19 protein-coding genes are annotated in these 25509 nt (G+C 48.8%); 10 read left to right on the forward strand and 9 right to left on the reverse strand.

All coding sequences use genetic code 11. The annotated features are described in order from the left end of the window. Window positions 1-137: 137 nt before the first annotated feature. A complete protein-coding gene (locus ACJJIK_RS03790; RefSeq protein WP_444931091.1) occupies window positions 138-1046 on the forward strand; it encodes a LysR family transcriptional regulator in 909 nt (302 codons plus the stop codon). 166 nt (window positions 1047-1212) lie between these two features. On the opposite strand, the gene ACJJIK_RS03795 is transcribed toward ACJJIK_RS03790, so the two are convergent. From ACJJIK_RS03795 to ACJJIK_RS03805, 3 genes are all read right to left on the reverse strand, one after another. Beyond that, a complete protein-coding gene (locus tag ACJJIK_RS03795) occupies window positions 1213-4209 on the reverse strand; it encodes a di-heme oxidoredictase family protein (RefSeq protein ID WP_444944258.1) in 2997 nt (998 codons plus the stop codon). A gap of 343 nt (window positions 4210-4552) precedes the next feature. Next, window positions 4553-5062 carry a glutathione S-transferase family protein gene (locus ACJJIK_RS03800; RefSeq protein WP_444944259.1) on the reverse strand — a complete coding sequence of 170 codons (510 nt, stop codon included), beginning with the start codon at window positions 5060-5062 and terminating at the stop codon, window positions 4553-4555. Window positions 5063-5311: 249 nt separating this feature from the next. After that, window positions 5312-5599 (reverse strand): glutathione S-transferase N-terminal domain-containing protein, encoded by a 288-nt coding sequence (locus ACJJIK_RS03805; RefSeq protein ID WP_444944260.1) that lies wholly within the window; start codon window positions 5597-5599, stop codon window positions 5312-5314. 782 nt (window positions 5600-6381) lie between these two features. Here ACJJIK_RS03805 and ACJJIK_RS03810 point away from each other — a divergent pair. The 6 genes from ACJJIK_RS03810 to ACJJIK_RS03835 all read left to right on the forward strand — a co-directional run bounded on the left by ACJJIK_RS03810 (window position 6382) and on the right by ACJJIK_RS03835 (window position 13276). Next, window positions 6382-7632, forward strand: a complete 1251-nt coding sequence (locus tag ACJJIK_RS03810) for an anthrax toxin-like adenylyl cyclase domain-containing protein (protein ID WP_444931088.1) — start codon at window positions 6382-6384, stop codon at window positions 7630-7632. A 358-nt stretch (window positions 7633-7990) separates the two neighbouring features. Next, window positions 7991-8353, forward strand: coding sequence for a MerC family mercury resistance protein (locus tag ACJJIK_RS03815; RefSeq protein WP_444944261.1), 363 nt, complete (start codon window positions 7991-7993; stop codon window positions 8351-8353). Window positions 8354-8685: 332 nt separating this feature from the next. Further along, entirely contained in the window at window positions 8686-9153 is a 468-nt protein-coding gene (locus ACJJIK_RS03820) for a Fur family transcriptional regulator (RefSeq protein ID WP_444931086.1), read from the forward strand. Then, window positions 9153-10190 (forward strand): CobW family GTP-binding protein, encoded by a 1038-nt coding sequence (locus ACJJIK_RS03825; RefSeq protein ID WP_444931085.1) that lies wholly within the window; start codon window positions 9153-9155, stop codon window positions 10188-10190. The genes ACJJIK_RS03820 and ACJJIK_RS03825 overlap by 1 nt, the downstream gene beginning before the upstream one ends. A gap of 125 nt (window positions 10191-10315) precedes the next feature. Beyond that, the gene (locus ACJJIK_RS03830; RefSeq protein WP_444944262.1) at window positions 10316-12679 is read left to right on the forward strand and encodes a M1 family metallopeptidase; all 2364 of its coding nucleotides are present in this window, start codon (window positions 10316-10318) and stop codon (window positions 12677-12679) included. 111 nt (window positions 12680-12790) lie between these two features. Further along, entirely contained in the window at window positions 12791-13276 is a 486-nt protein-coding gene (locus ACJJIK_RS03835; protein WP_444931083.1) for a DUF6702 family protein, read from the forward strand. A 72-nt stretch (window positions 13277-13348) separates the two neighbouring features. Here the strand turns inward: ACJJIK_RS03835 and ACJJIK_RS03840 are convergent, their stop codons facing one another. After that, window positions 13349-14071, reverse strand: a complete 723-nt coding sequence (locus tag ACJJIK_RS03840; protein ID WP_444944263.1) for a DUF1826 domain-containing protein — start codon at window positions 14069-14071, stop codon at window positions 13349-13351. Between the two features lie 626 nt (window positions 14072-14697). Between ACJJIK_RS03840 and ACJJIK_RS03845 the strand changes: the two genes are divergently transcribed. The 3 genes from ACJJIK_RS03845 (at window position 14698) to ACJJIK_RS03855 (ending at window position 18972) form a co-directional block, all read left to right on the forward strand. Beyond that, window positions 14698-16923, forward strand: coding sequence for a S46 family peptidase (locus tag ACJJIK_RS03845; protein ID WP_444944264.1), 2226 nt, complete (start codon window positions 14698-14700; stop codon window positions 16921-16923). A gap of 309 nt (window positions 16924-17232) precedes the next feature. Next, on the forward strand, window positions 17233-18291 hold the full coding sequence (locus ACJJIK_RS03850; RefSeq protein ID WP_444944265.1) for an alpha/beta fold hydrolase: 1059 nt from the start codon (window positions 17233-17235) through the stop codon (window positions 18289-18291). A 75-nt stretch (window positions 18292-18366) separates the two neighbouring features. Next, window positions 18367-18972, forward strand: a complete 606-nt coding sequence (locus tag ACJJIK_RS03855; RefSeq protein WP_444944266.1) for a cytochrome b — start codon at window positions 18367-18369, stop codon at window positions 18970-18972. Window positions 18973-19251: 279 nt separating this feature from the next. Here the strand turns inward: ACJJIK_RS03855 and arsJ are convergent, their stop codons facing one another. From arsJ to ACJJIK_RS03880, 5 genes are all read right to left on the reverse strand, one after another. Further along, a complete protein-coding gene (arsJ, locus tag ACJJIK_RS03860) occupies window positions 19252-20499 on the reverse strand; it encodes an organoarsenical effux MFS transporter ArsJ (RefSeq protein ID WP_444944267.1) in 1248 nt (415 codons plus the stop codon). A gap of 36 nt (window positions 20500-20535) precedes the next feature. Next, window positions 20536-21540, reverse strand: coding sequence for an ArsJ-associated glyceraldehyde-3-phosphate dehydrogenase (locus ACJJIK_RS03865; protein ID WP_444944268.1), 1005 nt, complete (start codon window positions 21538-21540; stop codon window positions 20536-20538). Between the two features lie 84 nt (window positions 21541-21624). After that, on the reverse strand, window positions 21625-21969 hold the full coding sequence (locus ACJJIK_RS03870; RefSeq protein WP_444931077.1) for a metalloregulator ArsR/SmtB family transcription factor: 345 nt from the start codon (window positions 21967-21969) through the stop codon (window positions 21625-21627). 142 nt (window positions 21970-22111) lie between these two features. Continuing rightward, window positions 22112-22927: an exodeoxyribonuclease III gene (xthA, locus tag ACJJIK_RS03875; RefSeq protein WP_444944269.1), complete on the reverse strand. Its 816-nt coding sequence runs from the start codon at window positions 22925-22927 to the stop codon at window positions 22112-22114. Between the two features lie 92 nt (window positions 22928-23019). Further along, complete coding sequence (locus ACJJIK_RS03880; protein WP_444944270.1) at window positions 23020-25119, reverse strand: carboxy terminal-processing peptidase; 2100 nt, start codon at window positions 25117-25119, stop codon at window positions 23020-23022. Between the last annotated feature and the right edge of the window lie 390 nt (window positions 25120-25509).

Consider the following 25509-nt stretch of genomic DNA (forward strand, 5'->3'; position numbering starts at 1 on the left):
TTACACTCATCTTTAATCTCCGGCAAAGTCTAGGTTAGTCACTGACTGACCCTGGCTCTTTATGCGACTGAAGCCTAATGCATTGGAAATTGCATATAAATGACGTATAAAAGGAATTCGGATTTTGGAGATAATGGATGGATACAGATGGAGTCAGGCTATTCGTACTAGCCGCTGAAATGCTCAATATAAGCGCTGCGGGGCGAAGGCTTGGACTAGCCCCCTCTGTAGCCAGCGCCCGCTTGTCCAAACTCGAAGTCCAGCTTGGGGCAGACCTTTTCCATCGATCTACCCGGAAGGTTGCATTATCCATTGAGGGTGAGGAGTTTCTCCCTTTTGCCAGAGAGATCATCGCCCAAGAGGATGCCGCCCTGGCTGCTCTGGGCCGTGGGAATTCCGCTGTGAGCGGAACATTAAGGTTTGCGGCCTCAAGCTCTTTCGTCCAACGCTTTATAGCGCCAATCCTGCCTGAATTTCTAGAAAGGTATCCAGACGTCAATGTAGAGTTGAAGTTGTCGGACGTACAAGTCGGCCTAATTGAGGGGGGCTTTGATTTGGCGCTGCGTAATTATGCCGTTGAAGACAGCAGTTTAATCGGGAGAAAGCTAGCGGATGACAAGAGAGTTCTGTGTGCGGCTCCCGCTTACTTAGATAAATATGGTGTTCCAGAAAAGCCCGAGGATCTTGCTGGGCATCAGCTTTTGGCTTTTATCAACTCAAAACCCAGAAAACTGATCTCTGCAAGTGATCAGAGTGTTTACGCATTTCCCCCTCCAAATAGTCAGTCCCGAGTGATTTGTGATGATGGTGCCAGTATGCGGATAGCTGCAAAGGCGGGAGTCGGTATCTGTATGAGTTCTATTTGGAATATTCAGCCAGAAATTGTACAGGGTTCATTAGTCAGGGTGTTACCTGAATACCATATAGAGGATCAATCGGCCATTTGGCTCGTATACCCCAAGTCCAATGTATTGACTGCAAAAGTACGAGTGTTTATTGACTATCTGATTGAAAAAATTGGAAGTCCTCCGGTTTGGGAGCGGTAGGTCGGTTGAGGTACAGGGATACCAAGAGAAATCGACTCTCTTTTTACAAATGTCTTCCCGATGAAATGCCCAGAGCTTACCTGATTATTGGTATTGCTGTTGGAGAACTGAATTTGTCTGATGGCCCGATAAACAGCCGAGGTGCCAGCCCCGGCTGTTTTCAATTTTATAAAGAGTTGAGGAATGCTTTGACTGTGCTTCTTTCTTCAGGAGTCAGAGATTCATAGTGATTTTTACTACTATTGGCCTCCCCGCCGTGCCATAGGATAGCTTCGTCCAGGCTTTTCGCTCTGCCATCGTGAAGATAGCTAACCTTTCCGGGGTTTCCATCTTCACCCTGTACATAAGTTAAGCTTCCTAGGCCCCATAGGGGAGGGGTTCGCCACATTGAGGAGGTGATTGCTCCCTCCTCAATGCTGTCAGCAAGTCCGGGGCCCATATCGTGGAGTAGGAGGTCGGTATAGGGGTGAATTGTTTGACTTCTCAGCTCGGCCAAAGGGTGGTTTTCACCGGTTTGCAGCGTTGGTAGGTGGCATGCTGAGCATTCCATTTGTTCAAAAATTGCTCTGCCTTGCTCAATTAAACTGGTATCTACGCTGTGCTCCGGGGATACACGAATACCTTCTGGGTAGCCGCTGGTTAGGCTCCGTTGGGCCGGTACACCCAGTAGCGATAGATATTGCGTAAGTCTTTCCAGTTCAGTTTCCGATACATCTATTTCAGAGCTGGTCGTATTACAGGGAGCGGGTGATTTTTGACAGTCGATAGATTGGAAGACAGGAGAGGTGATTCCCATATCCAGCAGCAAAGCTTCACTTACTTGGTGCCTCATACTACTCTTGCTGGCTTTCCAGCCAAAGCGTCCCAGTCTGGTTTCTCCTGTTTCCGGGTCGTTGATCCAGTGGGCTACACCGCGAATGCCATCTCCGTTGACATCGTTAGGGTCTTGCCGGGCAAGAATGGTGGATTCTGGAACCGCTTCCAATAATCCCATACCAATTACCTGGGGTGCTTGGCGAACTGAGTAAGCCGCTGGAGTATTCCCGCTGAATTGATAAACCGGAGTGTGCAATTGGACTTGCTCTCCATCAGGAAATTGGTGAATACGGGTTTGATAGCCGGAAACAACGACAGTTTGTGACTCAACAGCGTCTGTGGATAGTTGTTGAATATTCAAGCCATAAACCGGATCGGGATTGCCGTCAGCTTGGCGGGTCAAAATCGCATAAGTGTTAAGAGGTTCTCCAATCACTGCTGTCTTACTACGTCCATTCTGGATGTGGCAGCCAATGCAGCGCTCCTCGTTATAACGCCCATCAATCTGGCCTGTGTGGGCTGCAAAAACTGGATTTTGGTCGGGAAACTCTGAGTGAATACCTGAAATAAAGGATGTGTGGAAAAGGCGGCGCCCTTCAACAAACCTCTGGGTGTTTTCAATACCGATATTGTTAGCCATTTGCTGGAACATTCGGTGGGGCTCTTCCGAGTAATTGTAAGAAATACTAGTGTCACCACCGAGTAGCGTGTGTTCCGGTAAGGGTTCGGAGTCAAGGTTTGGCTCTATACCATACCAAGGGCTCAGTCCTTCACCAACTACATATAGTTGTTCGAAAGAGTAGTAACGCTCTCCACCGCCATCGGTAACCGGAGCCAATAAACGCGGTGCCGGTGCCAGTTCAATTTTGTCGCCGATCTTTAGGGGACTGTGGGGGGCTGTTCTCCAGTTCGCAGTAATATTCATCATGCACTCGCGCCTCACAGAATGACAAAGCGGTTGGTCTCCCTCAAATGCATTGTTAAAGCCATAGTTCAGTGACCAGCCAAAGTCTCTGACATTCGGATCGAGGATATTTCGGAAAAGGCTAAAGGTTGTCCCGTAGAAACTCCCCTGATTTACGTGCAGCCAAAACTCTACTTTGTCCCCACCAGCGGGAATGTTATCCCGTATCTCCAGTCCAAAGGTACGGTTCTGGAAGTAAAAAGGAGGGAAGGTTAGATAGCGGCCGGGTCCGCTATCAGGCTCATCCCAAGCTTCGCCTCTTTCTCGGGCGTGGCGCTCGGTAGGCCTGGCCCCCATCAGTGTTACGAGGGTTCCATCGGGCTCCGTATATTGGGTCTGTTCGATCACCTCTGTATCGATGGCAAACAGCGGTGTGTAATCGGGAATAGGGTAGTCGGGATCAATAGGCTTATCCGTCACAGGGTCCTGCGGATCTGTAGGTGTTTCTGGCTCGGGATCAGGCTCAGAGCTCGAACCCCAAATTTCAATTTCAAAAATTGAGTAGCCGTAACCATTATTGTCGCTTAACTCTGTGCCTAAAATACGTACATAACGATAATCCCCGCTGATATCCAGCATGTCCGTTCTGCTGCCAAAAACGCCATCGGTATACTGTGTGAGGCTTGTCCAATTCTGGTTATCATTCGACCCCTGGACGGTATAATTCTTTGCGTTAGCAGCTTCCCAGTGAATTACCATTTTTTTTAGTGTACTTTGGGATTCTAAATCTACCGTGATCCAGCTGGGAGATATCTGATGCTGAGATTCCCACCGAGTGCCCATTTCTCCATCAGTGGCACCGCTAGCGCTGTGCAATTCGCTGCTGGCGAAAGTGTATTTTCCTATCGCGAGGTTTTGTTCACCGGGCAGTCCCGGATTTGGTGTTCCGATCTCTCCGAGTACTTGAATCTCTCGAATGGAGAACCCCCAGTGATTACCCTCGCTTCGCTTTATCGCCATTACTTTTAAGTAGCGATAACTTACCGCGATATTAATTGTGTCGCGGCGTTCACCAAAAACACCCGCAGAGTGCTGGGAGAGAAGGTCCCACTGAAGGTTATCATTCGACCCGTGAACCTCATAGATCGCGGGGTTGGCCGACTCCCAGTCAATGAGTAGCTGTTCAATAGTACTCACTGCCCCTAAGTCAACCACTATCCAGCTGGGCTCTATGTTGTGTGCAGATTCCCAGCGTGTTGCGTGAACGCCATCAACGGCAAAAGCTGCGGAACTTATTTGGCTGCTCGCATAGGTTTGCTTTTCAAGCGCAATATTTTCGGCAGCTGTTGATAGCTCAGGAATTGTCGAAATTACCAATAGAAAAAGAAGTAAAATACTTCTTGAATAGAATTTAGGGCTGGCAGGGATCAAGTACATAATCATAATTCCATTCCTCTTATGTTGGAGTCTGGCCTCGCCGTGGCCACAGTGGCTATGGTATATCAAATTAATCTTATGTAATCTTTTGCACTAAATAACCCGCTTGTACGATCAGCTTCTGGTTTCCTTTAAGCTGGAAAATGCGAACATACAGCGGATTCATAAAGGCCTTTGCCCCTGAAACTCAATGAGTTAGAATTTTTTAGTAAGCACCCAGACAGTATTTTCGCAGTTTTTACGACCTTTATGGGGAAAATTGCTAAAATGGAATAATGGGCGGAAAAATATCTGCAAACTAAAGGGTGCTTTTCTTTTGCAATAACCTGAATTATTCCTTGGTTGGGATTTAGTTTAATAAATTCTCCTCTATTCTTTCGCATATTTCTTCCAGGTGAAATCCACCTTGTTGCTCAAGTCCTCGTGAAAGCTTCAATAATGAATCCGGATATTGCGCAATATAGTTTTGCTGGGTAATGCTATCTCTTTGCTTAAATCTTTCATACCAGGCGTTTAGCTTCTTGAAGCGACGGGGTAGCCTGACATCATAAAATTCATCCAGAAACATGATCAATGGAAATGTGACACAGTCGGCAATAGTGGGAGAGTTTCCGTAAATAAATTCGTGACTGCCATTGATTGCGGTCTCTAAAACATCTAGCCGTTTGATGAAATAGTAGGCTCCACTGTATCCGGCGTCTTTAAACTGTAGCTCTCTCTCTTGAAAAATCGGGCTAATATTATGGTTCCATATTGCCAGAATCGTATTTGCTTCATCTGCCATTGTGGTTAATCTAATAACTTTGGCATAGTCGATAGCAGTTTCCCCTATCATGCTTGGGCTGTGTTTTATACACATATTTGAATCCTATTCAAAGTCTCATACAGAGAAATAGCCTAATTTCCCGACTGGAATGAATGAAATTTAACCGTCTATAAGACCAAAAGCGCTTGAGTTTTACGCTAAATCTAGCGCTTTCCCTGGAGTAGAGCGCATATTGATTAAACAATCACCAGTATCCCTCTCTACTTAGGTATCTGATCTTGCCTGTAGTAGATAGAGTTGAAGCTCTCAATACTCTTGTAGAGCTTATCAGAGTAGTAATTTTCACTGGTTCACTTGTGTATAAAACTTAGTGCTTGGGTTTGGGAATACTTTCTCCAGGTAGTGAATGATCGCGAGAGATTCAGTAATTGCGTTTTCTTCATCGATTTTAAGAATTGGAAGTTTGCCATAAGGGTTGAGTTCTAATACCTCTGGCGGCGGCCACTTCTTCTCGACTTTGGGATCATACTCTCTGGACTTGATATTCAACCCTTTCTCTGCAAGGTAGATATGTATCCTGCGTGGATAGAGCGCCCAGGAAAAGTTATATATTTCTAAATTGTCTGTCATTTCCATCACCTTTATTGACATAAAGCGTCAAAGACTACTGTTGAAAACTCAATATCTGGCAACATTAGAAGTTACATGAGTGTGTGCGGTCATGCAACTTTTAATGTTACTTATGGCGTTTTTATACAGGAGAAGGTGTAGTAGCTAGGTGTTTGTGATTCACGATGGGGGCAATGCAGAGCGTGTGTTATAGAGGTCTTCGATCTCTAGTAGTTGCCTCAATCAATTAAATATTCCGGATTGGGAGGCCCTGAGTAATTCCGTAATACTTCTGCGGACCTGGAAGGCGCGTAGGTGGAGCGCATGGTCTTTAGCCCTTTGTAAGAGCTGCAATACGGCATTGTAGCCTTCAAGGTCCGCCCTATGGAACTTGTAGAACCGCATTGTGAATTTTTGGGAGACCTGGATATTCCTGCGAAGCTGCGCCTTGATTGAGAGCCGCTCTGAAAATCAGGGCATTATGTAATTATTCAAAGGCCCCTCAAATGACCAAAATCTAAAAAGGTTCGACCAGAAACTAAAGATTGAGATTTAAATTCCATATAAGTTACAGCTTTAGAGGGTGGGCGAGTTTGGGGTCTGCGCGGTATTTTAGCTGGCGCAGTCTACTTATATGATTTTTTGTTGCGTGTGAAATCAGAGAGTTGTCGATCCTGCGATTTTAAATCGCTTATTTATAGTCGCCGTAACCTCTTGGTTTAATAGTTTAACTAAAGATAAATTTTTCTGATTACTTACGTTTTCATCTACATATAAAGAACGTCAAAACAGGAAGTTGATATATGGAGCTGGTATTTAACAATGCCGTATTACGCCAAAACCTTATAGGTTGCCCTGCCAGCCATGCTGACGCCTTCAAAGAGACTGCTGCATCTCACCGTTGCGTTATTATTGTTCGTGCCACAGGACCAACCTGTACTCAATTGCTTGAGCAGGGATATGATACAAAAGGCTTTAGAATTCACGGGAAATCCTGCGACTGGGGACCGATGGCGGGCTTTGTTTTGCGGGACCCTCGTTTAAATAAGCACGGGATGAGAAAAGCCGCCTATAACCGAGGGCAGCACAGTGAGGCTTTTAGCGATGTAAACTCTGGCGCAGGCTGGACTGCATCGACAACACCTCTTTGCTTGCATCAAGAAAGGGTTGACTGGCTTATTCAGAGTGGAACGATCAATGTTACAAGAAAAACTCCAGATCGCTACGAAGGTGTAGCCAGCCATCTTAGCGGTATTACTTTTCATTATTCGCTTATCAGAGTGAATACATGTTTAGGAGATATGTGGGGTGTTTATATCGATAAGGAAAAGAGTCGGCAGGCGGGTTTTGTCCAGGAGCGCGGCAATATCGTTGTGCAGTATGACACCAAATACAAGGATATGTACGAACCTCTACTGGCGATGACCAATCCTGTGGAGCATCGCCATTTTCGCAATGAGCATCCGCTTAATGCGATTACTGGAGACTATGACTTATTTGCTATTTGGGCATTTAAGCAGGGGGCAAACAAATTTGATAGATATGGTGATGATCGCCGTGTTCTTGGTACTGCACAAGCTTGGTCACAGCGACAGCGTATCGAAACCCAACTGGAGAGAAATTTTACCACTCGGAGGCAAGGTACCAAGTTAGGCAATATCACTAACCGTATTTATGAAGTAAGCCAGACACTCAACGCCATTATTGGCAATGTGCGCAGTCCAGGGGGCGGGGCGGGCCAGTGGGGGCCATTCCCCAGAAGAAACGTACTGTGGCACAGCGATGAAGCCGCGCGTCCCTTTGTGAATGATGTGGACCTGCCTCTTATTGCATTTACTCCGGCACGCAGTGAAATAATCATCCAAAATTTGCAGGCTTTTAGAGAACTTATCGCAATGTGTACCATACATGGCGTCAAAGTCACTTTGGCTGAGGGCTGGGCAATGCCCCCCACCCATAACAAGCCCGATCGCCTTGGGCAGGGGTATAGCGCTCTTGTACCCCGCGATTGGCCCTTTGGGCAGAGACTGGTCCCACCTTGGTACAATGCTTAGTTGGCCGGCTAAGTGAAGTGAGGAGGGTTGGAAGAGGGGCCCTTGTCTTCGCTTGCTGCAATTGCACTCTAGTATTTCCCGGCGGCCCTTCGGATCAAAGGAGAGTTCTGCGGTGGGTCCTAGTCGCGGGTGCCGCAGACCGATAGGGTCACCGCTGATCTCGTAATAACCGTAACTACCCACTTAGCCTGCGGTGGGCACTCCCCGCAGCTCCTGCTTATTGTTCCGCAGCATTTCGTGAACCTTTAGTCATTTCAATTAAACTGACTTGAATTCCTCTGTTTATGATATAACATATCTTAAAATTGATTGGAGCCTGCTTGGCCACCTTGAATACTCGAAGGTTAAAAGGGTTATTGTGAGAGATACTTTAGGAATTTTGGCTTCTGGACTTTGCCTGCTGCACTGTCTTCTAACGCCTTTGCTGCCGGTTTTGGGTGGCGTGGGGATATTGGGCGCGTTGCAGGAGGACCAGTTTCTGCATCTACTTCTGCTTATACCAGTGGTGATCTTGGCCTTGACCAGCTTCCCGGCCTCCTGCCTACGCCACCAGCGCTATGCGGTAATGATTGTGGGATTCTCTGGGGCATTGCTATTGGTTGGCGCGCTTTACGTGGAGGGAATTTGGGAGCTGATTGCTAGCATTCTTGGTGCTGGTCTATTAATTGTTGCCCACTGGGTAAACCAGCGTTTGATATGTCGGATCGCTCTTATCGACTAGGTGGGGTAATGCCGTTCAGCGGAACCCTACTGGTTGCGTTTGGCGGTCTAGTCACTAGAGGTATGGTGAGTCATGCTTGCGGTGAGGCCATGCACAGTTGGCCAGGCCTAATACCTGTAGCTCTCAAGGTCCGCAGAGAGGCTGCCTAATTACCCAGAGACTCCCTGGTTATGACTTCAAATGTGATAATCTGGCACGCTTCAACAGCGTCATTGTTACCCTGTTTGAGAGGCTTCCCGGTATTTATGGGGCGGCAATGCAGTGGATCAGCTCCGGCGATTGGAGTTGAGTTGCCTACTGTTAAAGATAACGAATTGCAAATGAAATAGGCTATGAAAGCATCCCAAATCAAACAGACACTGAGTGTGGCAGAACAAACCTGTCGCAGCTCAGGGGCTCGCCTCACGGAAAAGCGCAAGAATGTTCTTACCGTTTTGCTGCGCTCAAACACCCCGCTCTCTGCCTACGAAATAGCGGAGCACTACAATAGTGCTTTTGGTGACTCAATTCCCGCCATGTCAGTCTACCGAATGTTGGACTTTCTGGCCGCAGAGAACTTGGTTCACAAACTCAATTCAGAAAACAAGTACCTGGCCTGTGCGCATATTGCCTGTGACCACAGTCACCAAACACCGCAGTTTTTAATTTGCAACCGCTGTAGCAAAGTGCGGGAAATCGGTATCAAGCCGGAAGTTATCACCGCGCTGCGCGATACGGTTGAGAGTGCCGGATACCATCTCCAGACATCTCAGTTGGAGTTGGATTGTGTCTGTGATGAATGCAGCCGGGATGCAGCTTAGTGGCAGAGCATCAGTTGATACGCGGGGTGGCCGCCAACGTTATTACCGGTTTTCTGGGCGTTGGCAAGACGACAGCGATCCGCCACCTTCTGGAGGCTAAGCCTGAGAATGAGCGCTGGGCAGTACTGGTAAATGAGTTTGGAGAAGTGGGCGTTGACGGCGCACTTTTTGAACCGGATCAGGAGGGTAGCGTATATATCCGAGAGGTACCCGGCGGTTGTATGTGTTGTGCGGCCGGCTTACCAATGCAGGTTGCTTTAAACCAGTTACTGGTTAAAGCCAGGCCCCATCGATTATTGATCGAGCCCACAGGCCTGGGGCACCCCAGAGAGGTATTGGCAGCGCTGTCTGATGCTGTGCGCAGTGGTGTTTTGGACCTTCGCGGTACGCTTACTTTGGTCGATGCCCGCTGCATTGAGGACGACCGCTACTTGCGCAGTGAGACTTTTCGGCAGCAATTAGAGGTTGCTGACTTGGTGGTGGCTAATAAGTCTGACCTCTATGGCCCTGAGGACTTGCAAAACCTTCAGCGTTTTCTCGCATTCTTAGGTGAAGATACAGAAAAACCGCTGCAAGTGGTGGAGCAGGGGCGTATAGAGTTGGATTGGCTCCAGCTCCCCTGTAGCTTCCAAGTTTCTTCAGGAAGTGAGCACCACCACTCAGCTACTAAGGCGGTGGATGAAGTTGAGCTGTTGCCGGAGTGTGGTTATCTCCGTTCGGAGAATAGCGGAGAGGGTTACTACAGCTGTGGTTGGCGTTTTAGCCCTGAATTTGTATTTGACTATGATGCGCTCTTTTCACTGTTCAGCGGCGTTGAAGCTGAGCGAATCAAGGGGGTATTTATTACCGAGCAAGGTGTTTTCGGATTTAACAAGGCCGATCAAGTGCTCACCGTACTGGAGCTGGATGACACACTGGAAAGCCGTGTGGAGGTGATTAACCCGGCACCTTTACACTGGGAGGAGATGGAAAGGTCCTGGCTCCATGCCCTGGCAGATAATCCAGATGCCGAAACGAAAGCTTTTTATGAACCCTAAATAGCGGTTAGGCCTAAAACTTATCACAAACACTGGTAGAGACCCTGATCGCTCTTCTTGCGACCGAGCTCCTTTAGGAACTCTCAGACAAAAAAGCCTTAAAGTTGTAACCCTGAAGTAACCCAATGACTATGAAACTACTTGGCCGCTTAGCAGTGGCGTTTCTTGCTGTATCCGGCATTTCGGATACCTTTGCCGCAGACCCCCTCAATGTTACCGGAGATAAGTTCCGCCAGCTGGAGGAGTTGTTGCCGACGCCTAATAGTTATCGTACGGCTTCGGGTGCTCCGGGTCATGCCTACTGGCAGCAGCAGGCGGATTACGATATCAAGGTTTCACTGGATGATAGCAAGCAACGGATAACTGCTTCAGAGACCATTACTTATACCAATAACTCGCCGGATACTCTGCGTTATTTGTGGGTGCAGCTGGATCAAAACCGCTTCAAGCCGGACTCCTCAGGCAATCTGGCGATACCGGTTGATCTGGAGGCTATTGCTCCAGACACGATTCCATTTAAGAGCTTTCGCCGTGCTGTCGCCTCCAGTGAATTTCCCGGTGGATACCAGATCACCAAAGTCGCCGACTCTCAGGGAAGGGAGCTTCGCCATACTATTGTCGATACCGGTATGCGAATTGACTTGCCCCAGCCACTGGCCTCAGGCTCCAGTGTGAGCTTTCGGATTGACTGGGCTTACAAGGTGATTGAACAGAAAGCACTGGGCGGTCGTTCAGGCTATGAGTATTTTGAGCGCGACGATAACTATTTATACGAGATCGCTCAATGGTTCCCCCGTATGGCTGTCTATAACGATGTTAGCGGCTGGCAAAACAAGCAGTTTCTGGGGCGCGGCGAATTTGCGTTGGAATTCGGAAACTACCGCGTTGCTATCGAGGTGCCGGCGGACCATATCGTTGCCGCTACCGGGGTGCTTCAGAATCCGAAGGATGTGTTGTCCTCCAAGCAGCGTGAGCGTTTGAAAAAGGCCCGCACTGCGAGTAGGCCAGTGATGATTGTTACTAAGGATGAGGCCCTGGAAAACGAAAAAAGCCGTTCCTCTAAACGCAAAACCTGGGTTTTTGAAGCGGAAAATGTCCGTGACTTCTCCTGGGCATCTTCGCGTAAGTTCTTGTGGGATGCGCAGGGTTACAAGAAGGGCGGAACTGACACCATGGCGATGTCCTTTTACCCGGAAGAGGGCACTCCGCTATGGGATAAGTACTCGACAGAGTCCATTATCCATACAATTGATGTCTACAACCGTTACAGTTTTGACTACCCCTACCCGGTATCCATTTCAGTCAACGGCCCTGTAGGGGGGATGGAATACCCCATGATCACCTTTAATGGCCCGCGACCGGAAATCGATGAGGCGGACCGCAGCAAGCGCACTTACTCCCGTCGCACCAAGTATGGACTTATCTCGGTTATCATCCATGAGGTGGGGCACAACTACTATCCGATGATTATCAATTCTGATGAACGTCAGTGGACCTGGATGGATGAAGGCCTAAACACCTTTGTACAGTTCCTGGCCGAACAGGAGTGGGAGGAAAAGTATCCATCTCGCCGTGGTGATGCACGAAAAATTGTCGAATACATGAAGAGTGAGAACCAAGTTCCGATTATGACGAACTCGGAATCAGTGCTTCAACTTGGTAACAATGCCTACGGCAAACCGGCAGCTGCGCTGAATATCCTGCGCGAGTCTATTATGGGACGTGAACTGTTTGATTTCGCTTTCCGGGAATACGCTCAGCGCTGGAAGTTCAAGCGCCCTATGCCAGCAGATTTTTTCCGCACTATGGAAGACGCGTCGGGTATGGATCTGGATTGGTTCTGGCGCGGCTGGTTCTACACCACGGATAACGTTGATATCAGCCTTGATGCCGTACACCACTATACAGTCGGTACACAAAACCCTGATGTGGAAGGACCCTGGAAGCGTGCCCAGCATGAGCAGGAACCCGAGACTATTACTGTTATTGAAAATCGCGCGAAAAAGTTAACCCGCATCGTCGATGGTAAACCTGAGCTGGAAGATTTCTATAACCAGCACGATATGTTCGATGTCTCCAATGAGGATCGCAATAGCTACCAGGTTAAGCTGGCGGCACTGGATGATTGGGAAAAAGACTTACTTAAAGTTGAGAGTAATGTCTACGTGCTAGATTTTAGCAATATTGGCGGTCTGGTAATGCCCCTGTTTTTGCGACTTGAGTATGAAGATGGCAGTGTTGAGGATCTGCGCATCCCCGCTGAAATCTGGACTCGCAATGCCAAAAAGACTTCCAAGATGCTGGTAAGGGATAAGAGTAAAGTGCTCAAATCCGTAGTACTCGACCCCCACTGGGAGACAGCGGATGTCAATGTGGAGAATAACTTCTACCCACGTCGTATTATCAAATCGCGCCTGGAGCTGTTTAAGAACGAGAAGCAGCGCAACTTGATGAAGGACTGGGATGTAGAGCTTAAAGAGGCAGATTAAGTCTTGAAGAAGAGTGCAGCTCGCTGACAATTAGCGTGGGGGGCTGCACTTTGTGCTTTTGCCCCTCCCAAATATTCACCTGAAACACTCATAGTGTATTGGTAGTAGTTGATGAAAGTTTTATTTTCTTTGTTACTGACAGTAACGACCCTGGTATTTGCCTTACAGGCAAATGCACATCGCTATCATTTTGGTTTGACAGACCTTTCCGTAAACGAACGCACCCAAAGATTGGAAATTTCCCATCGTTTTTTTGTTGCCGATATTGAGAAGGCTCTGTCACTAAGTGCCAGTAAAGAATTGAGTGAGGCTCAAAAGCAGATGGAACACTATGTCAATTCAAGGTTCCAGCTCAGTCAGGAAGGCGATAGTGTGCTGAAGCCCAATTGGGTGGGCATGGAGGCTGATGTTCACGATATCTGGATATATCAGGAAGTGCCTTTGGCTGCTATTGTCAGTAAGAATTTGACGGTTAAGCAGTCAATGTTGATGGAGGTTGAGCGGGACCAAGTGAACACTGTCAATGTCAATAATGGCAGGGAAACCCAAAGCTATACCTTAAAGCCAGGAGAGAGTAGGGTCGAGTTCAGTTTATAAATTGGAAATTTATCGAAAGCGCGTAACCCCCCGTCCTTTAGGGCGGGGAGAATGTCAAATCCGGGGAGCCGGTTAGCCTTCGGCTGATCCAAAATCAAACGTGAGCAATAGTCGCAGTTGGCCGGACTCGACACTGGGCGAACGATGGATTAAGCCACCCCCTTCATTGCCTTCCCAAAGTTCGCCCTTGAGTAGAGCAACTGAGCCGTACGCCAGGCGATTGATGGAAGTTGCGGGGAATTCCTGCTGGGTCTTTAAATCGAGGTTGTCAGGGTCAATAGAGCCTGGTGCCAACCACTCGGTCCCAGCACCCAAATAAGTAGTAATCAGACGGCAGGGCACTCGGTCTACATGAAATTTGGGGCACATTGCACCGCTTAGGGTTGTTAACCGAATACCGATTCCACTTAACTCAAACAGGAAACTGAACATATCTGCCAGTAACTGAATATCAGCACGTAGATATGGATAGGGCTCAAGCTCTGGTAAGGCTTCAGCGAGATGATTTATCCTGGTAGTGGGTAATAGAATTCGGCGATTGGGGGGTATACGACTGCTCAAGAGAGACTGACAGTCATTAGCTATATCAGCGGATAGCTCTCTTTGCCAGATAGCCATATTGATATCGGCCTGGAAAATATCGGCGAAAACTTCTCCGCTATCCGCTGATATGGCCCGGCGGGTATTTGGTTGGTTTAGCGCGGATACGCCTTTGTCTGTGCGAATCAGCTCAGCATTGTTTACTTGTGCAGCAAGTGGCTTATAGCTTCTTTCGGTAGAGTAATTAAAACTCAAAACACTCTCCTTTTAGGTAATTTCGGCTAGTTCAGCCTTCTTCTTGGGGGTTTTACCTGTATTGCTTTCAATTTTCCGGGTAGAGCGGTAGCGCTACCCCTCATTGGCCGGTTCTCTTTCCTTTTGAGATATGATGCAACATATCATATTTAGCCTGCTGAAACTAGGCAATCTCCTGGCACTGAAGGGTAAGAGTGAGCTTGAAAGCAGAATCGCCAGGGTAATTTGGATAGCAAAATGGGGGTGGAGGGCCAGTGCCCACCGACACTAAGTTAGTCGGTACTACTTTGATGGGATGCAAAACAGCTTATCGCAGATTTCTTTCTTGCCGTCGACATAATTTATCTTTGCTCAAATTTGTTCGACTAAAAATGATACAGTATAACAATTGGGTTTTGATGGCTTACCCCATTTAGGTGGAAGAGACAGGGAAATATTGCCAATGATTAGCGGACTTGAAGTGGGGCCGTAGATTCGTGTCAGTTTAAAGCCAGGATTGGTGTGTTACCCTGTTGGTTTGCCGTGTTTACAGATAAATTTTCGGTGAATATGCTGTAAAAAGACAGGCTCAGTGCCGAGATGCATCCAATACTGAGCCGTTGTTAGGAAAATACTGTTGAGTAAATATGAAAATAAAAAAATCTATTGTTTACAGGTTCGCAACCACTGCATTACTTGCAGGAGTCAGTTACTCCAGCCTTGCTACTGGGAAAGAGAGTATTTCGACCGAGGGAATGTGGCAGCCGCACCAGTTGCCTGAGCTAGCCCAGGAGCTTCGCGGATATGGTCTTGAGCTAGATCCAGCCAGTATGACCAAGCTCACTGAATTCCCAATGAATGCAGTGATCAGTTTGGGGGGCTGTTCGGCCTCCTTTGTCTCTCCCAAAGGGCTGGTGATTACCAATCACCACTGCGCCTATGGCTCAATTTCTTATAACTCGACAGAATCCAAGGATTTACTGGCTGAAGGTTTCCTGGCCGGGGACTTATCTGAAGAGTTGCCCGCTGCACCGGGCTCCCGTGTCTATGTCACCGTGGCAATGAATGAAGTAACGGATAAGATCAACGGCCGTTTGACTGATGATATGGATGGTGCTGCACGTTTTGCCGCTATCGAAGACGCGGAGAAGGCACTGGTTTCCGAGTGTGAGAAAGATCCAGGGCACCGCTGTGAAGTCTATAGCTACTACGGCGGCTTGAACTACTACCTGGTTAAGCAGCTGGAAATTCGCGATGTACGTTTAGTCCATGCGCCGGCGTCCTCGATCGGAAAGTTCGGTGGTGATATTGATAACTGGATGTGGCCTCGCCATACCGGCGACTATGCTTTCTATCGAGCCTATGTTGGCAAAGATGGCAAACCGGCTGATTACTCCAAAGATAATGTTCCCTACGAGCCTAAATACTATCTGCCCGTAGCGGCAAAAGGCCCAGAGGACGGTGATTTTGTGATGGTTGCCGGTTATCCGGGCCGCACAAACCGTTATCGCACGGCACAAGAAGTGGAAAGCAATTTCAATTGGTACTACCCAAATATGCAGCGGGTATTGCGAGAATGGTCCGAAACGATTGGTAGCGCTACCGCAGATAATAAAGATGCAGAGTTGAAGTATGCCAGTCTTGTGGCAGGCTTGAATAATTACTCTAAAAACTTTACCGGCATGATGGAAGGATACCGCCGCAGCGACCTGTTGCAGCGTAAGCAAAAGCTGGAAAAAGATTTGCAGGTGTGGGTGAATTCAGACAAGACCCGCCAGAAAAAATACCAATCGACGATCGATGACCTTGAAGCGCTGGTTGTTGAGCAAGAGTCAACTCGTGAACAGGACCTAGCTATCAATTACATGGATCGTTCTGCCATGTTGGGCGCTGCACGCAAGTTGTATCGCCTAGCAAAAGAGAACGAAAAACCTGATACCGAGCGCAAGCCGGGTTATCAGGAGCGCGATATGACTCGGTTTTCCGAGGGTATGCGTCGTATTGAACGCAGTTACGACCCATCGGTAGATAAGCAGATTTGGCTCTACTTCCTGGAGCGCTACCAGGCACTTCCGAAGGCACAGCGTGTAGCCAGCTTTGACCGTTTCTTAAATCTCGATAAAGGCAATACTGATTTAGCGGCAATGCTCGACAAGATGTATAAGGAAACAGAGCTTTCCGATGTCGAGGTGCGTGAAGCGTGGATCGGTAAAAAGCCCGAAGATTTCAAAGAGAGCAAAGATCCGTTTATCCAGTTGGCAGTGGCTATGTACGACGACATGCTTGCGCGAGAAGAGCACGAGGAGTCCATGAAAGGACGCTTTGCTCAGCTCCGCCCACAGTATATGGAGTTGCTGATCGACTATTACCATTCACTGGGCAAGCCGGTCTATCCCGATGCGAATAGTTCTCTTCGTGTGACCTATGGGCTGGTTAAAGGCTACCAGCCACCAGCTGGTACGATTAAAGAGGCTGCCGATGGCAATGACGGTAAGAACAGATTTGTACCTTTTACAACTTTGCGTGGTATTAAGGCGAAGTATACCGGTGAGGCTCCATTTGATGCCCCTAAAGGATTGATGGAGGCTATCGACAAGAAAAATTCTGGCCGCTACTACGATAAGCAGCTGGACTCAGTGCCGGTTAATTTCTTGAGTACTGTAGACATCACCGGCGGCAACTCCGGTTCTCCGACAATGAATGGTCGCGGTGAATTGGTGGGTGTTGTATTTGATGGTACCTACGATAGTATCAATGCTGATTGGGACTTCACCGATAATACTCGGGCTATCCATGTGGACATCGCTTATATTCTCTGGGTAATGGAGAATGTTGATGGTGCTGGCTATCTGGTTCGAGAGATGGGGCAGTAGTCAGGGTGTTCTATACGCTGGGAGCTGGCAATAGCTGAACAGCGCAAATAAGTATCCCCGGGGAGCAGGCCTCTCCGGGGATATTTGTCTTTATACGGGCGAATGCCCCTGGCCTTTATGCAGCTAACTGCAATTCTGAACTCCTTATCCTGTAGTTGTGTTTTGAGTAAAGTCGTCATAATCCTTCGTTCAATACGGAGTATTGGATCAAGAATCGACTTAAAGGCACTATCTGCCTCTAGATTAAGTCAACTCAACTATTTCTTTGTATCTAAACTCCAAAAGTATGGGACCCTTTGTAAAAAGTAGATGCGATTTCATGATAGGTTTTTCCATTTAGCTAAGGGTATAGTAGGTATGATGATTACGTCGATAGCCGGGTATACCCGCTTTATTTTTCCAGTTGTTCTCCTATTGTCGAATATGACCTTTGCTGAGTCGGTGCAAGACACGCAATATGTTGGGAGTAAGGATGCCAGCTTATTTGTGGAGATCGCAGGCGTTGATAAAGAAAATCCACTGATACTCTTTTTACATGGCGGGCCTGGCGATGTGGAACTTGGCTTAGTTCCCTTTCAAGCAACAACTGGGCGGAAGTTGGAAGAAAAATATTTGGTCGCGTACTTGCATCAAAGGGGAGCCGGGAAGTCTCCTGAGGTTAAAGATGCGACCCTAACAATTGATAATCACCTTGGGGATGTACGCAGTATTGTTAATTTCCTCAAGAACTTTTATAAAAAAGATAAGATTACTTTGATTGGGCATTCATGGGGTGGAGCTTTGGCTGCCCTCTATGCGAGCAAACACCCTGAAGAACTGGACAACATTGTATTCATCTCTTCTTTTCAGGATGCACAAGCGCAAGCTAAAACCAGTTTTGATGCAACTCTGCAATGGTTTAAAGGGGAGGGCAATGAGCTGGCAATAGATGAATTAAAGCAATACCAAGATAATCCTGAAGATAACTATTTTTTCCTTTCTAAATGGGCAAGCCGGGCAAATGGCAGTATAGCTAATGGGGTTGATATCCACAGATTTATTGTGGACCAGAATATTAATAATGAGTTTCCAGGGTGGGAAGAGCGGCGGGGAGTTCTAGCGGGAAAGATGGAGGAGGAGCTTCAGGCTTTCAGTGTTAATGGGGGAATTGATAGTATTCAAGTTCCCGCGCTATTTGTTGTCGGCAATAAAGACACAATCACTACCTCTTCTCAAGTAAAGGCAGATTTTGAGCGGTATAGCGGACATAAGTGCCTCTCAATACTTGAAGATAGTCATCACCTGCCTTTTCTGGATGCTGAGGAAGCGCTTAGTGAGAGCCTGCTTTTATTTTTAGAGAGCGGACACTGTGCCAATTTTGTTCTTTAGCCTGGTATTGCTGGCAGATGGGCGGCGAACTAAAATGCAGATCATAGAATAATTTGCCTGACAGGGGGTATTGGAATGAGTCTTAGGAACCAGCCGGATAGTTATGGTTCTATAGCCAAATGGCTGCATTGGTTAACGGCCCTGTTATTCTTAGGCGCCTATGTTTCAGTATACTATCGGCATTGGTTTACTCAGGAAGAGACACCGGCGAACTGGACTGCCTTGCAGCTACATCTTTCCATCGGCATCACTATCGGAGTGCTTGTCATTCTTAGGATTGTTTGGCGCCTGACCAACCCAATACCACGACCAGAGCCCGGGACGCCTCTGGAACACTTTGCGGCTCACGCTGGTCATTTCCTTCTCTACCTCATTATGATCATTGCCCCACTGACCGGCTATATCGGCACCGGTGCGGATACGGACTATTTTTTTCTGTTCGAGATTCCCAAGTTTGAGAGTACCCAAGCTTTTGTTGCAATAGTGCAGGAGCAGATGGGGCTAACGTTTGAAGAGTTTGAGAAGCCAGTCGACTTTATTCATAAAAAGGTTCTGGGAGAGTGGGTGGTGTGGATCTTGGTTTTGGGGCATGCCATGGCCGCCCTCTACCATCACTACGTGAAAAAAGATCGAACTTTACTTAAGATGACAGTGACTTCAAAGTCAAAAAATAGAGAATAAATTTTGGCAGAAATTGTTGGCAAATAGTCATTGAGTGCCAAATCCAGACCTTTTACTCTCCAGTTTTGCAGGCTACCAGCAGCAGTTGGACTTGAGGTGAGAGTTAGAGGTGAGAGTTATATGAGGTATTTGGCCCTTGCTTTGCCGCTATTTCTAATGGGGTGTATACCCGACTCCAAATTTTATCGAATCGCACAAGTTGAGATGACATTGCAGCTCGTCTGCCAGCAGTTGCTGGCAGACGAGCTGCAAATTGCTACAGAATTATTCAGAGGCTCCCTAGCTGCGACTTAAGCGGATGGCCTTCCGATCCCTGGTCTTATGCCTGGGTAGGGCCAGAGAAATAAGGGCAGTTAGCAGGAGAAATCCGCTGGAAATCAGCAGGCAAGCCACCAATCCCATTGTTTGAAATACCCATCCTGAAAGCAGTGTCCCCAGCAAGCGTCCAGCCGCATTTGCCATATAGTAGAAGCCGACATCCATAGAGACACCGTCTTCCCGTGCATAAGCGACAATCAAATAGCTATGCAGGGAGGAGTTTACAGCGAAGAGTACGGCAAAGAGCAAAAGCCCCCCCAAGACCGCAATCTGCGCGTCCATCCCTTTGTGTAGCGCGACTGCTATCGCGGCGGGCGCAATAGCAAGTACAGCTGCCCAGAGGAATGCAGCTCGGCCGTCTGGTGGTAGGGCTGAGCCTATTGAGGTGATTTTGGGGGCCTGAGTTTGCACAATACCGTAACCGATCACCCATAATGCCAAGAAGGCACCTACTTGCCAGTGACTCCAGCCGAATTGGCTGGCCAGGAAAATGGGCAGGGCGATAACAAACCAGACATCCCGGGAAGCAAACAGGAGTAGGCGTGCGGCCGATAGGATATTGACCGCAGGGCTCTTGGAAAAAATATCCCTAAAGCGGCTCTTTGCTTTAGCCTTGCCCAAGTCCTGCTTGAGGTATTTGAGGCTCAATAGCCAAACACCCCCAAGAGCGGCGGCCATTGTGGCAATTGCGCCATGAAAATCCAGTAAAGCGAGTAGGGCTCCACCAAGGAAAAAGCCCAAACCCTTTAAGGCGTTTTTCGAGCCGGTAAGTAGTGCGACCCATCGATACAAGCTACCACTGGCCCCGTCGGGCACCAGCAACTTGATTGAGCTTTTTGCACTCATTTTATTTAAATCTTTGGCGATACCGGATAGGGCTTGGGCGGCCATGACCAGTGGGACGCTAAGATACTGACTGGGTACCAGCAGCATGGAAAGGGCCGCGACCTGTAAGGCCAATCCCAGATTCATGGTCCGATTGAGTCCAAATCGGGCCCCGAGCCAACCGCCGATAAGATTGGTGACGACACCAAAGAATTCGTAGAAAAGGAAGAGTAGGGCAATTTGTAAAGGACTGTAGCCGAGCTCGTGAAAGTGCAGCAGCACCAGCATGCGCAGGGCGCCGTCAGTCAGGGTAAACGCCCAGTAATTACCCGTTACCAATAGGTATTGGCGCACCGGCGACGATAAGTTGTGAAGAAACTGCATGATCGTGTTCTGTATACTGCTACTCACTTGGGCTGCTTAGCCCATGGCGCCAATCATTCGGGCTAATTCTGCCGTGCGGTTGGCGTAGCCCCACTCATTGTCATACCAGGCATAAACTTTGACCTGGGTGCCGTTGACGACCATCGTGGAGAGGGCATCAATAACACTGGACCTGGGGTCGGTTTTGTAATCTACAGAAACGAGGGGCCTCTCTTCGTAGCCGAGGATATTTTTTAGTTCGCCCTCTGCCGCTTCTTTGAATAGCTGATTTACGGCCTCAGCGGAGGTGGCTGTTTCCACTTCAAAGACGCAGTCTGTCAGTGACGCATTGGCGAGCGGGACACGAACCGCGTGGCCGTTGAGGCGACCGGAAAGCTCGGGAAAGATAGTGGCAATCGCCGTAGCCGACCCCGTTGTTGTTGGGATCAGACTGGCTCCGCAGGCACGGGCTCTGCGCAGGTCTGCGTGGGGTGCATCAAGGATAGTCTGGGTGTTGGTGATATCGTGAATTGTAGTGATTGAGCCATGGCGAATACCCAGGTTTTCGTGAATCACCTTAACTACTGGGGCAAGGCAGTTGGTGGTACAGGAAGCGGCGGTAATAATCCGGTGCTGATCCGGCTGGTAAATATGCTGGTTTACCCCAAGGACAATATTGGGTACACCGGCTTCCTTAACCGGTGCAGAGACCAGTACTTTCTTTACGCCTTGATCGAGATAGGGCTGGAGCAGTTCGGTAGTTTTCATTTTCCCCGAAGCTTCTACCACCAGGTCACAGTTGCGCCAATCCGTATCTGCAATGGCAGTATTACGGCTATAGGCCATCGTTTTGCCATCAATTTGGATTGTATCGTCAACGGCTTTGGCCTCTCTATGCCAGCGCCCGTGGACAGAGTCGAAGTTGAGTAGGTGGGCGAGTGTGGCGGCATCGCCGGCGGGGTCATTGATCTGGATAAACTCCACTTCCGGCCAGTCCCAGGCCGCTCGCAATACCAGGCGGCCGATACGGCCAAAGCCGTTAATCCCAATTTTGATCGTCATTGTTACTGTACTCCGTTTCCCTTTCGGTATATATGAAAAATCATATATATTGAGTTAAATTGAATCTGTGATCGGCGGTAAATCTCAGCAGCACAGACTTGTGCGCTCAGGCCGGTCTCCCATTTGAATTAGGTTGTTAAGATCTTCGGTAATAAAATGCTGGTTGGCCTGCAAGGTGTCGAACAGTACAGATTTTGCCCAGGCACTCAGGTCTGGGTTAATTCGGTAAAATACCCACTGCCCCTGGCGGCGATCCTGAAGTAGATCAGAACTCCTTAGCAGCGCAAGGTGCCGGGAAATCTTGGGTTGGCTTAACTCGAGGGCTGTCGTTAATTCACACACGCAGAGCTCCTCCTCATGAGCGATAAGCAGCAAGGTGCGCAGGCGCGTATCATCGGCTAGGCATTTGTAAAACTGTACTGGGTTCATACCGCTCTTCTACGTCTATCCACCGTGGACAACTCCCTGCCCGAGTTAGGCGGAGTATCCACTTTCTCCGCAATTATATATGGAAAAACATATATTCACATCCCTAAAAAAGCCCACTGGAGTAGTGGGCTTTAACGCCTGTTTAGAGCTTGAATTCGGCCCAAACCGGGGCGTGGTCAGAGGGTCGCTCCATAGCGCGGATATCATAATCCACACCGGTGGCCACGCACTTTTCCAATAGCGGGTTGGTGGCGAGGATCAGGTCGATGCGCAGGCCGCGTCTGGGCTCGCGATCAAATCCACGGCTGCGGTAGTCAAACCAGCTGAATACGTCATCTGCTTCCGGGTTTTGTGCGCGGAAGGTGTCGGTGAGCCCCCAGCTTTCAATTTTTTGCAGCCATTCGCGCTCTTCTGGGAGAAAGCTGCATTTGCCGTCGCGCAACCAGCGCTTGCGATTGGGTTCGCCAATACCGATATCCTGGTCGCTGGGGGAGATATTCATATCGCCGATCACCAGTACCGGGGCTTCCGGTTTGCAGGTGGTTTGCAGATAGCTATCCAGATCGGCGTAGTATTTCTGCTTGGCGGGGAACTTCACCGGGTGCTCACGACTTTCACCCTGGGGGAAATAGCCGTTGATAACCGTGAGGGGTTCGGGGCCGCCGATATCAAACTTGCCAGCAACCATGCGGCGCTGGGCATCGCTGGTCTCACCGGGAAAGCCGTATTCACGGTCAATAAATGGCAGGCGTGAGAGCAGGGCAACACCGTAGTGTGTTTTTTGGCCAAAATAAATCAGCTCATAGCCCAGATCTTTAATCGCATCTACTGGGAAATCCTCGTCGGTAACCTTGGTTTCCTGTAAGCCGATAATGTCGGGTTGGTGGCTGTCCACCAAGGCCTGCATCTGGTGCAGACGGGTGCGGATACTGTTGACGTTAAAGGAAACTACTTTCATTTCTTCCCCCAAATAAAAAAGGCCGGGCTAGCCCGGCCTAAAAATTAGTTCGCGGACTGGGTGCATGCCGCGCACCCAGTACCTATCAATATTTAGAAATTGGCAACTTGGGGCGGGGCCTTGCTGGCCTTAGTGGCCAGGCCGATAAAGTCCGCCATTATATAGCCCGCTTCATTCAAAATAGGATCTTTTTCCAACTTGATCTCTACAGGGCCACCAACGCTGGCGACTTCCTCAGATTCGCTCTCCTCGTATGCCTCAAAGTTTTCGTAAACTTCCAGACCTTTAGCCTTACGGCGACGATTCTCCATATCCAGCAGACGCTGATTAACAGATTTACGCTCTTGCTCGCGAGTTGATTCATTTAGGGAAACAAACTTTTTGTCTGCTCGCTCAGAATCAAACTTGAACTGGTCGCGCAGGAAGACGAAATCCGGGTCTACTTCTGTGCGCTTGGCATGCTTGTTGATCAAGCTTGGAATCAGCATTTTCAGGTTGAAGTACTTCGCGTGAGGTACTGCGTGGATACGATCCCAGGGTAGGGCGGTATCGTAGGCGCTCTCACCTACGTTCTCGGCATCGATCAGCTGTGGCATATCGATATCCGGCTTCACCCCTGCGTGCTGGGTGCTGTCACCGGAAACCCGGTAGAACTTGGATTGGGTGATTTTCAGCTGACCTTCCTTCAGTGGTGCCATCGTTTGCACGGTACCCTTACCGAAAGACTGGTTGCCTACCACCAGGCCACGATTGTAATCCTGGATTGCGCCGGCAAAGATCTCAGACGCAGAGGCCGATAGGCGGTTGATCAGCACCATCAGCGGCCCACGGTACATGGCGCGGGAGCGCGAGCGATTGTGGCGAGAAATTTGCTCGTTAGCGTGGCGAATCTGTACTACCGGACCCTGATCGATAAACAGATCGGTAAGCATCGTGGCTTCTTGCAGCGAACCGCCGCCATTGTTGCGCAGATCCAGGATAATGCCATCGACATTTTCCTCTTTTAGCTCACTCAGCAGGCGGGCTACGTCCCGGGTGGTGCTTTTGTAGTTGGGGTCGCGACGGCGGTAGGCATCGAAATCGATATAGAAGGTCGGCAAGTTAATTACCCCGATCTTGTAGCTCTTGCTACCGTCGGAGAATTCAAATACCGCTTTCTTCGCCGCCTGATCTTCCAGCTTCACTTTGCTGCGTTTGATCAGGATGGTCTTGTGGGTGCCGTCACCGCCTGTGGGAATGGTTTCGAGGCGCACATAGGTGCCCGCCTTGCCGCGAATCAGGTCTACGACGTCATCCAGGCGCCAGCCTACAACGTCGACCATTTCGCCTTCCTTATCCTGGCCAACACCCACAATTTTGTCGTTGGGTTTGATCTTGCCAGTGCGATCGGCAGGGCCGCCATGGACCAAGCGTGCAACTTTGGTGTACTCCTCATCCGCTTGCAGCACTGCACCGATCCCCTCCAGCGAGAGGGACATGCTCATATTAAAGTTTTCCAATGAGCGCGGTGACAGGTAGTTACTGTGTGGATCGTAGAGGCGAGTCAATGAGTTCATATAGAGTTCGAACACATCGTCACTCTTTTGCTGTTCAAGGCGCTTCTTCTGGCCTTTGTAGCGGCGTACAAGTAGGTCTTGGATCTCCTCATCAGATTTACCGGTAAGGCGAAGATTGAGGATGCTGCTTTTTAGGCGCTTGCGCCACAACTCATCGGCAGCACTGATAGAGGTGGGCCACTGACTCTCTTCCCGGTCCAGCTCTAGGGTTTCATCCCGAGAGAAGTCAAAAGCGGGAAGGCCTTTTTCCAGATGGGACAGAATACTGTCGAGGCGATCCCCCATCCGCAGGCGGAAGCGGTTATAGATACTGAATCCTGCGGTGACGTCACCAGCGCGAAGCTGATCATCCATCGTCGCCTGCCACTCGCGGAATTCGTTGATGTCAGAGGCGAGGAAGTAACTTTTGGTGGGGTCGAGTGCATCGATATACTCGCTCCACAAGTCCTCGGACATTTCATCGCCGATCTTAATTTTGTTGTAGTGCAGCATTTCCAACTTGCTGACTATTTCCTGTGCGGTACTGCCCTGACCCTCCTCGGGAGCCAGTCGCTCTGGTTCTGCCAGAGCACTTGTGGAAAGAAGGCCAATGACCAATAAGCCGGAAAAGTAAGCGGCGATCCGATTGGTAAGCATAGGGAGTCTCTTTATACGTCCTACTTCATAGGCACCGAGCCCTTATGGCTTGGCGACTTATAGCTTAGGACAAGTATAAAGGCTGAAAGCTCCAAAGGGCATGAAATACATCTAATCAGAGATGAACCTTTCCCTTATTACTGGGATTTAGCAAAATATCTTTTCTTCCTGGCCTGTTTCTTAGGGGTTTTTTCTGGTTTTTACAACTTTACTATGCATGGCCATCACTGTAGTTGTGTCACCTTGAAGGTAAAAAAACGTTAAATGCGAGCATTTTGACCTGATGGTCAGAACCATTTTGTGACTTTTGTAGCTTTTGAGGTCACAAGGGGCTGTGATCGAGTGCCGGTATGGGAGGGGCTTATAGAGCCTTCACACAGGCCTATGAGG

This window comes from Microbulbifer regidiadema (SeqCode) (assembly GCF_052466995.1).